This is a genomic window from Sphingomicrobium nitratireducens, assembly GCF_026157035.1.
Classification (GTDB): Bacteria; Pseudomonadota; Alphaproteobacteria; order Sphingomonadales; family Sphingomonadaceae; genus Sphingomicrobium; species Sphingomicrobium nitratireducens.
Window position 1 is genome coordinate 146,627 of sequence record NZ_JANJZA010000001.1, and the last position, 13,374, is coordinate 160,000.

Sequence of the window (13,374 nt, forward strand, 5' to 3'; positions counted from 1 at the left end):
CCCCTCCTCGCTTCCACACTCGCGTCGCGTGTCAGGTGTGGAGATCGAAACGGTCGGCGTTCATCACCTTGACCCAGGCCGCGACGAAGTCGTCGACGAACTTCTTCTCGTGCCCGTCCTCGGCATAGACCTCGGCCACCGCCCGCAGCTGCGAGTTGGAGCCGAACACGAGGTCGGTGCGCGTCGCGCGCCACTTCTCGCTGCCATGGATGCGGCACTTGCCGACAAATTCCTCGTCACCGCTCTCGTCGACCACTTCCCACACCGTGCCCATCTCGAGCAGGTTGACGAAGAAGTCGTTGGTGAGCTGGCCGCAACGATCGGTAAGGACGCCGTGCTTTGCATTGCCGGTGTTGGCGCCGAGCACGCGCAGCCCGCCGATCAGCACCGTCATCTCGGGGATCGTCAGGTTCATGTTCTCGGCGCGGTCGACCAGCATGTCCTCTGTCTTCACGCTCGCCTTGGTCTTCAAGTAGTTGCGGAAACCGTCGGCAAACGGCTCGAGCGGTTCGAAGCTATGGGCGTCGGTCTGCGCCTCGCTCGCATCGCCGCGACCGCCGGTGAACGGCACGTCGACATCGTGCCCGGCATCTCGCGCGGCCTTTTCGACCGCCGCCGTCCCGGCCAGCACGATCGCATCGGCCATCGACAGGTCCCCGCGCAATTCGTCGATCTTCGAGAGGACCTTCGCCAGCTCGTCCGGATCGTTGACCGCCCAGTCCTTCTGCGGGGCAAGCCGCACGCGCGCGCCGTTGGCGCCGCCGCGATGGTCCGACTTGCGATAGGTCGAAGCCGACGCCCACGCCGCCTTGACCAGTTCGCTGACCGAAAGGCCCGACGAGAGGATCTTGTCCTTGAACGCCGACACCGCGCCGTCCGAGGGCATCGAGCCCTTCGGCACCGGGTCCTGCCAGATGAGGTCTTCCGCCGGCACTTCCGGGCCGAGGTAACGGACCTTGGGGCCCATGTCGCGGTGGGTCAGCTTGAACCAGGCGCGCGCGAACGCGTCGTCGAGCGCGGCCTGGTCGTCGCGGAAACGCTCCGAAATCTTGCGATAGTCGGGGTCGCGCTTCAGGGCCATGTCCGCGGTCGTCATCATCGTCGGGACCTTCTTGGACGGGTCGCGCGCATCGGGCGCCATGTCCTCGGGGTCCGGGTCGATCGGCTGCCACTGGTTGGCGCCCGCGGGCGACTGCACCAGCTCGTATTCATACTTGAACAGCAGGCGGAAATAGTCGTTGCCCCATTGCGTCGGGTTGGGCGTCCACGCACCCTCGATGCCGCTCGTCGTGATGTGGCCCTTGCCGATCTCCTCGGGATCGGTCAGCCAGCCGAAGCCCATCAGCTGGAGATGCTCGCTTTCGGGCGATCCGCCGAAAGTATCGGCGGGCTTGGCGCCGTGCGCCTTGCCGAAGGCGTGGCCGCCGGCTGTCAGCGCGACCGTCTCCTCGTCGTTCATGGCCATGCGCGCGAAGGTTTCCTTCATATCGCGCGCCATGCCTTCCCAGTCGTTGGGATTGCCGCCGGGGCCCTCGGGATTGACGTAGATGAGGCCCATCTGGATCGCCGCAAGCGGGTTTTCGAGCGCCTTGCCCTCGTCGGGAATGATCCGCGTGGCGACGCCCTCGTTGACCCACTGCTCCTCGCTGCCCCAGTAGACCATCTCGGGTTCGAAGACGTCGGCGCGGCCGCCGCCGAAACCGAACACCGGTCCGCCCATGCTCTCGATCGCGACATTGCCGGTCAGCACGAACAGGTCGGCCCAGCTGATCTTGTTGCCGTATTTCTTCTTGATCGGCCACAGCAGGCGCCGCGCCTTGTCGAGGTTGCCGTTGTCGGGCCACGAGTTGAGCGGGGCAAAGCGCTGCTGGCCGCTCGACGCGCCGCCGCGCCCGTCACCGGTGCGGTAGGTCCCCGCCGCGTGCCACGCCATGCGGATGAAGAACGGCCCGTAATGCCCGTAATCGGCCGGCCACCAGGGCTGGCTGTCGGTCATCAGCGCGGTAAGGTCCTTCTTGAGCGCGTCGTAGTCGAGGCTCTTGAATGCCTCGGCATAGTCGAAGTCCTCGCCGAGCGGGTTGGCCGACTTGCCTTGCGTCGTCAGGATCTCGAGCTGGAGCTGGTCGGGCCACCAGTCCCGGTTGGTGCGGCCGAGGAGCGATCGCATCACCCCGTCCTGGTGCATCGGGCAACCGCTGAAACCATCGCCAGTCTTCTTGTCCATGTCGCGCTCCTCGAGATCCGTAAGAGAAAATTGCGAGCATGGAATGAACCCGCACCAGGCGCCGAGTCCAACAAGCTGATTTCATCTGTTCAATCGACTGCTTCGATTTGTGCAGCACGCAATAGCGGGCAAAATCGATTTCATTGCCCGCTTCGGTCGGTCGCGAACAACTGCGCGGGATCGGCAAAAGCCTTGAATTCCAGCGCATTTCCGGACGGGTCGTAGAGGAAGAAGGTCGATTGTTCGCCCGCCTGGCCGGCAAAGCGGGTGTGCGGCTCGATCACGAACTCGGCGCCCCCGGCGCGCAACCGGTCGGCCAGGTCGCGCCATGCGGCCGGGTCGAGCACCAGTCCGAAATGCGGCACCGGGACATCGTGCCCGTCGACCGGGTTGTGCGCCCTTGCCGAGTCGCGCGGCGCGAGGTGCGCGACGATCTGGTGACCGTGCAGGTCGAAGTCGATCCAGCGGTCGCTGCTGCGCCCTTCGCGGCACCCGAGCAGGCCGCCGTAGAATTGCCGCGCCGCCTCGAGGTCGTCGACGGGGAAGGCGAGATGGAAGGGCGGACGCATTGCCCATCGCTAGGCCGCGAGGGGCGCGCTGCCAAGTAGGGACGGGGCGGACTCAAGAGTCCGCCCCGCCTTCGATCACATCGACTTGCGCAGTCGCAGCGAGACGCCATAGGCGTCGAACGACGACGCGCCGATGCCGTCGTAGAAGGCATCGAAGTCGAGCCCCAGGTCACGCGTGCCCAGCGTGCCGCCAACCTTGATCCGCGCACGGAAGTCGTCGGTCGACTGGCCGATGCCCGGCACGCCGTCCGCCCAGCGCTTGGAGCTGAAGTCCCACAGCCCGTCGATTCCCAGCCGCGGCGCGAAGCCCCAGCTGCCCTCGGCCGGCGCGAACCGGCGCTCGATCTGCGGGCCGAACGCGAGGCGCCCGATCTCGACGCCGACCTCGGGAATCGCGACGCCCAGCGTGTCGGTGTAGGGGTCGCTCGTCTCGCGGTAGCGCAGCAGGCGCGCCTGCGGGCGCAGCGTCCACGACGACGACAGGTCGAGGTCGCCGCTGACGCCGATGCGGTAGAGGCTGCGGTGGGTCTGGAAGGCTTCGCCCGCCGGATGGCTTTCGAACACGATGCCATTGTCCGAACCGCCCCACGCGGCGCGCCCGTCGAAGGTCACTCCCTTGCCGACGCGCGCGGCGAAATAGGGACCGACCATCCAGCCCGACCCGTCGAGCGCGACGGCCTGCGTCTCGATGTCCTGCGAGGCCTGGTCGACCTGCCCCATCACGCCGACCACCGCGTCCTTGGACAGGCGGTAATGTGCCCCGGCGTATCCGATGAACATGTCGCTATTGTCCCCACTCCCATCGACATGGACCAGGCTTCCCTGGAGCCACAGCGTGAGGCGCTTGGCCGTGTCGCCGCCCAACTTCACGCCAAGATCGGCAAGGCTGAAGTGCCCGTTATAGGCAAGCCGCACGTTGCCGCCGTTGCCCGAGGCCTGGAGCGAGCCCGCCGCGTCCCCGTCGCGCAGGAACGCGCCGAGGTCGGGATCTGCCGCCATGATCTGGTCGGCGCGGCGCGCCATGAAGGTGCTGACCTTCTCGACGGTCTCCTTGCGGACCTTGTCCTCGTCGATGAACTGGCCTTCGAACGCGTCCGAGGCCTCGTTCTCGTTCCCGGCTTCGTCGACAACCGCGCCCGCCGCAACCGCGACGCTGAAGCTGCCCATCGCCGTCGGCTTGACGGTAACGAGATAGTGGGCCGCATCGACCTCGCGCAGGTTCGACAGGGTCGCATTGTCGAGCAGGAAGTCGCCCAGCTCGAGACCCGACACGTCTTCCGAGAAGGCGATCGAGAGGTCGAACGGACCGATGATCCGGCCCGGCTCGGCGCTCAGCGTGACGGTCGGCGCGACATCGTCGAACGCCACCGCGATGTCGGCCGCAAAGGCCTTGGTCGGGTTGCCGGCCGCATCGGTGGCGGCTCCTTCGGGGAGGCGGATCGAAATATCGCCCTCGCCGGTCGGCGTGACGATCAGGATCCAGTCGGCCGGCCCGCCGGTCAACTCGATCGTCGCATTCTCGACGATGAAGTCGCTCGCCTCGAGCCCGGTGACCGCTTCGCCGAACGAGATAGGCAGCTTGAACGGCCCGTTGACCGACGCCGGCGCGGTGCCGACGACCGGTTCGGGCACGACCGCATCGATCCCGATCGAGACCATCGCGATGCCCGCCACCGGGTTGCCCGCAAGATCGCGCGCGGTTCCGGCCGGCAATTCGAGCGTGACGTCGCCCGATCCGCTCGGGGTGAGCGTCAGCACGTAAGCCGCCCCGCTGCCAGCCAGGCTCGCGGTAGCGTTGGCGACTACGAAGTCGGACGCGGCGAGCCCCGTCACTTCCTCGGAGAACTGCACCGCGACGTCGAACGCCGCAATGCCGGCCTCGAGCGGGACGGTGAAGAAGCCCGTCGCCTGCGCCGTGTCCTTGACGACCGTGGCGGTCGCCGCGGCGCTACGATTGCCGACCTCGTCGATGATCGTCAGCGACAGGGTCAGCGTACCGTCGGCGAGGCCGCTCACGTCGTTGCCCGCAAGGATCACGTCGGCGCCCGACAGCGTCCCGGTGCGAGTCACCACGACCGGACCGCCGGTCGAGGAGATCTCGAGCTCGTATCCGGCCCCGTCCTCGCCGCCGGTGATCGCGACTTCCATCGCCGCCGCGTTCGCCTGCGAAATGACCGGGTAGACGCTCGCCACCGTGTGCCCCGAAGGCGCCGCGGTGTCCTTGGTCACCGTGGCCGTCTGCGGGCTCCCGGCGTTGCCGAGCGTGTCGGTGAGCGTCACCGAAAGGGTCAGCGTGCCATCGCCCAGCCCTGTCAGGTCGAGGCCGGCAACCTGCTGGTCGGCAGCAACGATCGTGCCGCTGCCGCTGACTGGCGTGCCGCCAGTCGACGAGGTGATCGAATAGACGAAGTCGCTTCCCACCTCGGCCAGCGAGAAGGTGAAGCTGCCCGCCGACGCGTTGGCGGCAGTGATCGCCGCCTGGTCGAACGCCGCGCCGTAGCCGCTGGGCGCCGCGCTGTCCTTGGTGGTCGAGACGCTCGCTTGGGCACCGGTGTTGCCTGCGGCGTCGACCTGCCAGATCTTCGCGGTGATCGCCCCGTCACCGAGGCCGGTGAGGTCGAGCGACAGGGAGTCGCTCGCCGCCGCCGCGACGAACGAGCCCGACGTGCTGCCGCCTCCATCGCTGGTGACGAGATAGTGAAGCGTCGCCCCGACCTCGAGCCCCTGGAGCGGAAGCGCATAGGCGCTCGCGTTGGCGGTCGCCACCGGATCCAGCGGTCCGAAGCCGTAGCCCGACGGTGCGAGCGTGTCCTTGAGCACGTCGAAGTCGAACGGCGTCGCCGCATTGCCCGCCGCATCGGCGAGCGTGACGGTCGCGGTCAGCGTGCCGTCGCCCAGCCCGGTGAGGTCGATCCCGGACAGCGTCGTCGTCGAGCCGGAAAGCGTGCCCGACAGCATCTTGCTGCCGCCGCCGTCCGAGACGATCGCGACCTGGTAGGTGTCGCCGCTCGTGCCGCCCGAGAAGGAGAGGCTGGCAGCGCCCGCGTTGGCCGCGGTGACCGGATCGGTGTCGAAGCCGCCCGCGGTGACGACCGGCGCCGCCGTGTCCTTCATCGCCGTGCCGCTCGCTTCGCTGCCGACGTTGCCTGCCGCATCGGTCAGCACCAGCTTGACCGTCAGCATGCCGTCGCCGAGGCCGGCGAGACCGAACCCGACCAGCGTGTCGCTGGTCGCGGTGACGGTGCCCGAACGGGTCACCGGCGATCCGCCGCCCGCGCTGATGATGGTGACGAGATAGTCCGCCCCCACTTCCAGCCCGTTGAGGTCGAGCGCCACATTGCCCGCTTCCGCATCGCCGATCAGGGGATCCGCGAAAGCGATTGCATAGCCGGCGGGCGCGGCGGTATCGCCCTCGACTTCGAACGAGGCAGTGCCCTTGTTGAACGCCGCGTCGGTCGCCTCGAGAGCCAGCGTGAAGGTGCCGCTGGGCAGCAGCGACACGTCGATCGACAGCGACTGGCTGACCGACATCGGCAGGATGCCGGTGACCGGCGCGCCACCGCCCGACGAGGTGACGCTGTAGCTGATTTCACCACTGTAGAGGTCGTCGAGGGTCAGCGTCCCGCCCAGGACGCCCGCCGAGACGGCAAGGCCCGACGCGCCGAAGACCGGGGCCACGGTGTCCTTGGTGAGCTCGAACGAAGCCCACTCGCCGACATTGCCGGCGGCATCGGTCAGGCGGAAGCGCAGTGTCGCCGCGCCGTCGGCGAGCGCACTCGCATCGAACGGCGTGACGTCGAAGCCGCCGGAAACGGGATAGGTCGCGCTCGCCGTGCCCCCGAACGCCGAGATCATCTCGACCTCGGCCGTCAGCCCGCCCGCGTCGGCGCCAAACACGATTTCCACGGGGTAGGCAGCGACATTGGCGCCGTTGATGATGCCCGACATGTCGCCGAACCGGTATCCCGATGGCGCGAGCGTGTCCTTGGTCGCATTGCCGGTCGCCTCGACGCCCGCATTGCCCGCATCGTCGGTCAGCACGATCGACACGCTGAGCGTCCCGTCACCGAGGTCGGTGAGGTCGAGCCCGGTAATCGCCTGGCTCGCCGAGGCCACGGTCCCGGTGCCGGTGACCGGTGTGCCGCCGCCCGCGCTGGTGATCTCGAAGGCGAAGTCGGCGCCGATTTCCGCGCCGGTGAGGTTGAGCGTGACACTGCCCACCTCGCTCGCGTTGAGCAGCGTGTCGGCGAAGGCGATCGCGTAGCCTGCCGGCGCGGTCGTGTCGCGCTGGAGCGTCGCGGTGTCGGTGACGGCAAGGCCCTCGTTGCCCGCGGCGTCGGTCAGCGCGAGCGCGATGGTCAGCGTGCCGTCGGCCAGGCCCGACAGGTCGATCCCGCCGACCGTCTGGGTGGTCGAGGTGACGCTGCCGCTGCCGGTCACCGGCGTGCCGCCGCCCGAGCTGCTGATCTCGTAGGCGAAGCTCGCGCCGACTTCGGCACCGGTCATCTCGAAGCTTGCGCTGGAGAGGGTCGCTTCGTCGTAGCTGTCCGCGCCGAGCGTAACCGCATAGCCGGCGGGGGCGCCGACGTCCTTTGTCGTGGGCGCATATGTGCTGACGCCGTTGCCCGCCGCATCGGTCACACTGACTATGGCCCAGACCGCGCCGTCGCTAACGGCGCTGGTGTCCAGCGCCGGCGAGGCCATCTCGGTCGCGGTCGCGACGAAATCGCTTCCGTCCGTCAGGGTGCCGTCCGCCTGGTTGCGCACGCTGACGCGATAGGTCGCGCCAATCTCCAGCCCCGATAGCGCAAGCGTATACGCCGTCACGTTGCCACCATCGATCGGGACCGGCGTATAGCTTGCCGGCCACAGCGTCCGGTCGAGCGTGCCCATGGCGGTCGCGGCAGTGCCGGCGTTGCCGGCAGCGTCGGTCAGCGTCAGCGACAGCGTCAGCTCGCCCTCTCCGAGGGAGTTGAGATCGATCCCTTCGAACAGCTGGCTCGCCGACGTGACGGGGCCTCCCCCCGAGATCGACCCGCCGCCCGACGAGCTAATCGTCCACGCATAGGTCGCCCCGACTTCGGCACCGGTCAGGTTGAAGCCGGCGTAGCCGGCCTCGGCGGCGGAAATGAGCGGATCGACGAAGCTCACCGCATAACCACTCGGCGCGACCTCGTCGAAGGTGTAGCTCTGCGACAGGAAGCTGGCATGATTGCCGTGCTCGTCCCACACATCGACGTTGAAGGTTAGCGTTCCCTGCTGCTTGCCGGTGACGTCGACGACGAGATCCGTCGAGAAGGGGTTAGTGTCGGTGAAAGCCTGGTTGACGACATTCGCCAACGTCCCGTGGACCGAAGACGTCACCCTGTAGTTCACATAAACCAGCTGCCCGGCATCCACGTTGAGCTGGGCCGAAACCTGATTGCCCGCATGAACCGGGATATCGAGCGAGGCGAGCGGCGCGATGATGTCCTTGTAGCCGCGCGACGTGGCAACGACGGTCGGGCCGACGTTCCCCGCAAGGTCAGTGAGGCGCAGCGAGAGCGTCAGTTCGCCGTCGGGCAGCGACGAGAAGTCGATCCCCGTCAGGGTCGTGGTGGCACCGCTCCGCACGCCCACGCCGGTCAGCGGCGTACCGCCGCCCGAGCTTGCAACCGACCAGTCGATCTGAGCGCCGACATCGTCAGTGCTGATGACCACGATCCCGCCCGCCGTGACATTGGTCGCGTTGATGTAGGACGGAAAGCCGCCGTCATAGCCCGATGGAGCGGTGGCGTCCTTTTGCGCCATCGCCGTGGCCGCCGTGCCGGCATTACCGGCCGCGTCGGTCAGCACCAGCTCGAACGTGACCGTGCCGTCGCCCAGCCCGGTGAGGTCGAGCCCGGTGATCTGCTCGCCCGCCGCCGAGACGGTGCCGCCCCCCGTCACCGGCGTGCCGCCGCCGTTCGAGGTGATCGAATAGGCGTAGGTCGCGCCGACCTCGGCGCCCGCCATGGTGACGCTGGCACTCGCGGCGTCGGCCGCGTTGAAGACCGCCTTGTCGAAGGCGGCCGAATAGCCGCTTGGCGCAACCGCATCGCCCGCCAGCGTCGCGGTCGTCTCGACCGTCGTGTGATTGCCTTCGGTATCGGTGACCTTGAGCGTCGCCGTCAGCGTACCCGCGCCGAGACCCGACAGGTCGAGCGGCCCGATGTCGCTGTTGCTGTCGTTCCAAAACTTGAAGCCGGTTGCGGTGACCGGAGTCCCGCCGCCTGTCGAGGTGATCGACAACTCGTAATTGCACCCGCGATTGACCTCGCAGTTGAACGGCGCCGTCAGCGTCACCGCATCGCGGCTTTCCCATGCAATCGTCGACGAGGGGAAAGCCACCGTCGGCGCCGGGCCGACCGTGTCCTTCTGGGTCGGACGCGCGATATCGGCGCTCTTGTTGAACTGCGGGTCGGTGACGGACGACGTCACCCATATGTCGCCATCGGCAAAGCCGGTCAGGTCGATGTAGACGACCTCGTCCGACGAAGAGAAGGTGCCGGTGCCGGACACGGCCGTACCGTTGATCCTCCAATTGTAGGTATCGCCCGCCTCCACGTTGGTGAACCGCAGTCCCGCCGTCGCGACATCGTCGGCGTTATATTGGGTCTTGGTCCACTGCACCGACGGGGTCGGGGCAACCGTATCTTTGATGGTAGTCGCAACAGAAGTGATCGGCCCGTTGCCCGCCGCGTCGGTCGCCTGTATCTCAAGCGTCAGCGTGCCGTCTGCCATGGCTGCGACATTGACGCCCGGTAAGAGAGCACTGCTTCCCGACATCATTGCGTTGGTCAGTGTACCCGATCCGCTCTGCGGGGTTCCACCGCCGGTGCTGGTAAGCGAATAGCTATAATTCAGGCCGACGGTCGCCTCCAAAATGCCCGGCTGGAGATAACCAATGTTGGCGCTGTTGTAATATTCGTACGGGAAATATGCCGTCGATGCGGGCGGGGTCGCATCCTTGAAGGCTGGCGCGCCGCCGCTATAGACCGCCTCGCCCACGTTGCCCGCGGCATCGGTCAAGGTCAGCACGACGCGCAACTGCCCGTCGCCGAGCGAGGAGATGTCGATCCCCCCGACCGTCTGGTCGGCCGCGGTGACCGTGCCGCTTCCGGTAACGGTGGCCCCCGCCGAACCGGGCAGCGAGCCCGTGCTCGCGGTATAGGTATTGAGCGTCGTGAACGAATAGCTGTAGGTCGCGCCGACTTCAGCGCCCGCCATCACGAAGCTGGTGCTGGTCGCTTCGCTCGCGTTGACATAGGTGTCGGGGAAGCTGGCCGAATAGCCCGACGGCGGCGTTCTATCGAGCGTGGCATTCGCCGTGACGGCGCTGCCCGCATTGCCCGCCGCGTCGGTAAGGGTCAGCGAGAGCGTGAGTGTGCCATTGCCAAGGGAATTCAGATCGATGCCACCCACGGTCTGGGTTGCGGCCGTTACGGTGCCGCTGCCGGTAACCGAAATGCCGCCTCCGGTGGAGAAAATCGCGTAATCGTAAGACGAGCCCACTTCGGCGCCCGCAATGGTAAAGCTGGCTGCGCCGATCTCGCCGGCATTCAACACCGCATCGTCGAAACTGACAGTATAGCCCAACGGCGGAGTCGTGTCGGCAACGGTCGCGCTGTAGGTGCGCGTCACCTGCGGACTGTTGTTGCCGGTGACGTCCTTGGCCGCGCCTGCCGGCAGGGTCAGCTGGACCGTGCTCGCGCTGGGCGCAATGGTGACACTGAAGCTGTGGCCGAGCGTGTCGTTCTGGACAAGGCCGGTCACCGTCCCGCCGGTCAGCAACAGGTCCGACGCCTCGAGCCCGACGAGCCGCTCGTTGGTGGTGATCTGGATCACGCCGTCGTTGGGAAGGGCTCCCGCCGGCGTCACGTCGATGACGGGGGCGGGTCCGAGGTTCCCATAGCCCGGACAGGACGGATCGACTTGCGAAGGATCGAAATGGGCCGTGTCGTAGCTGACGGAAGAGCTAGAAAGGGCAGTATCGGCGTACGACACCCAGGCGTAGACTGCCGCGAGACTAGCGAATCCCAGCGTGGGAATGGCGAGATCGGCAGGGGAATTGCCGGATTTTGCGGTAACGGCGGTCCCATACGGGCTCACGTTTTGCCGGAACACGATCCGGTTGCCGCTCCACTCCCCGAAAAGCGCCCAGGGATACGACGCCCGGGTGGGGGCGCTCACACGGAACACCGATACCGAGCTCCCAAGCCCGCAGTCGCCGTCCTGCGCCAGCGAGATCGTCGCCGGTCCGGACGTCACTGTCCCCGCCTGCGCGGCGGTCGGCGCGGTCATCGCGCTGGTGGCAAGGAGGAGGAGGGAAAGACGCTTGGACATTACGCACTCGCAAGTTGCGGGTCGCGGCCGCTGCGCAGACGAGGAACACCGAGGCACCATGCCCACAGTCCCTCTCGGTATTCGAAGATCCCGCCCCCGAATCACGCCAAACGCAACAACCACCCCCCGGTGGCTACATGAATCGACCGCTAGCGGACGGCGGACGGTAGTCCATCACTAAAATTGGTTATGTCGAAAATTTTAACGTGCAATTGTAGCGACTTGGAGACAGGACCTCTCCAGCACCGGGCGATCGGCGATCTCACCGCCCCATTCCGGCACACTCCGGGTGGGTGCTTTTGGCGGATGGCAGGCACAAAAAAAACCCGCCACGAGTGCGGGTTGTTGGTTGGTTGCGGGGGTAGGATTTACGGGCTGCGCCCGTCGGTCTCCGCCGCTTCGCGGCTCCGGCTGAACGAGGTTCAAGCCCCAATCCCGCCACAGCCAATAAAAAACCCCGCACGGGGCGGGGTTCTTGATTGGTTGCGGGGGTAGGATTTGAACCTACGACCTTCAGGTTATGAGCCTGACGAGCTACCGGACTGCTCCACCCCGCGGCACCATCAGCTGAGCCGTCAAATCGGCACGCTTCATGCGGGCTGATCTGGCGCTCGGCCTATAGACACGAAAGCCGCCGCTCGGGGTTACCGGCAGCGGCTTCGTTGTCATTGTGAATGGGTTTTAGGCACCCGCGAAAGTACTACTTTCGCGGGACCCTTCAACACGGCGGTCGCAAAGCCTGGCGACGACCTACTCTTCCAATGCTTAGGCATTAGTACCATCGGCGCAGTCCGGTTTCACGGCCGAGTTCGGGATGGGATCGGGTGGGTCACGGACGCCATGGTCACCAAGCTATGGGACCGTCGTGTCGAAATTCCAGAAATCGATTGATGATCTAGTGAGCGATCGCAATTCGACGAGCCCGTTCAAGGACTGTCGATGATGGTGGGATCCATCAAGCGCGAACAGAGCAATTAGGACCGGTTAGCTCCACGCATTACTGCGCTTCCACACCCGGCCTATCAACGTGGTGGTCTTCCACGGCTCGATGATATCTTATCTTAAGGGAGGCTTCCCGCTTAGATGCTTTCAGCGGTTATCCCGTCCATGCATAGCTACCCTGCTGCACCGTTGGCACGATGACAGGTCCACCAGAGGCATGTTCACCCCGGTCCTCTCGTACTAGGGGCAACTCCTTTCAAATATCGACGCCCACGGCAGATAGGGACCAAACTGTCTCGCGACGTTCTGAACCCAGCTCACGTACCACTTTAATTGGCGAACAGCCAAACCCTTGGGACCTGCTCCAGCCCCAGGATGTGATGAGCCGACATCGAGGTGCCAAACAACCCCGTCGATATGAGCTCTTGGGGGTTATCAGCCTGTTATCCCCGGCGTACCTTTTATCCGTTGAGCGATGGCCCTTCCACGAGGGACCACCGGATCACTATGACCGACTTTCGTCTCTGCTCGACTTGTCAGTCTCGCAGTCAGGCAGGCTTATGCCATTGCACTCTTGCAGACGGTTTCCAACCGTCCTGAGCCTACCATCGCGCGCCTCCGTTACTCTTTAGGAGGCGACCGCCCCAGTCAAACTACCCGCCACAGAGGGTCCCTGTACCGGATAACGGTACGAGGTTAGACTGTAGAAAACATCAGGGTGGTATTTCACCAATGGCTCCCTTCCAGCTGGCGCCGAAAGTTCAAAGCCTCCCACCTATCCTACACAAATGTTTCCCACAGCCACTCTGAAGCTGCAGTAAAGGTGCACGGGGTCTTTCCGTCTAACCGCGGGTACTCCGCATCTTCACGGAGAATTCAATTTCGCTGAGCAGGTGTTGGAGACAGTGGGGAAGTCGTTACGCCATTCGTGCAGGTCGGAACTTACCCGACAAGGAATTTCGCTACCTTAGGACCGTTATAGTTACGGCCGCCGTTTACTTGGGCTTCAATTCGGAGCTTGCACTCCTCCTTTTAACCTTCAAGCACCGGGCAGGCGTCAGACCCTATACGTCGTCTTGAAGCCGACTTAGCAGAGCCCTGTGTTTTTGCTAAACAGTCGCTACCCCCTGGCCTGTGCCCCCCGCGAAAAGTTGCCTTAACGCGGGGCCTCCTTCTTCCGAAGGTACGGAGGCAATTTGCCGAGTTCCTTCAACACCCTTCTCTCAAGCGCCTTGGTATACTCTACCTGCCCACCTGTGTCGGTTTCGGGTACGG

3 protein-coding genes, 1 tRNA gene and 2 rRNA genes (1 of these 6 running past the window's edge) are annotated in these 13,374 nt (G+C 65.6%); all 6 read right to left on the bottom strand.

Translation table 11 applies throughout. The features are described 5' to 3' along the window. Positions 1-31 precede the first annotated feature (31 nt). Positions 32-2,224, bottom strand: coding sequence for a catalase/peroxidase HPI (katG, locus tag NNY25_RS00740; RefSeq protein WP_265569451.1), 2,193 nt, complete (start codon positions 2,222-2,224; stop codon positions 32-34). Positions 2,225-2,364: 140 nt separating this feature from the next. Continuing rightward, entirely contained in the window at positions 2,365-2,793 is a 429-nt protein-coding gene (locus NNY25_RS00745; RefSeq protein WP_265569452.1) for a VOC family protein, read from the bottom strand. Positions 2,794-2,868: 75 nt separating this feature from the next. Continuing rightward, a complete protein-coding gene (locus NNY25_RS00750; RefSeq protein ID WP_265569453.1) occupies positions 2,869-11,157 on the bottom strand; it encodes an Ig-like domain-containing protein in 8,289 nt (2,762 codons plus the stop codon). Between the two features lie 480 nt (positions 11,158-11,637). Beyond that, positions 11,638-11,714: transfer RNA gene (locus NNY25_RS00755), tRNA-Met, on the bottom strand. 180 nt (positions 11,715-11,894) lie between these two features. Beyond that, positions 11,895-12,009: ribosomal RNA gene (rrf, locus tag NNY25_RS00760) — 5S ribosomal RNA — on the bottom strand. A 102-nt stretch (positions 12,010-12,111) separates the two neighbouring features. Further along, positions 12,112-13,374 (bottom strand): 23S ribosomal RNA (locus tag NNY25_RS00765); it runs 1,528 nt beyond the window's last position.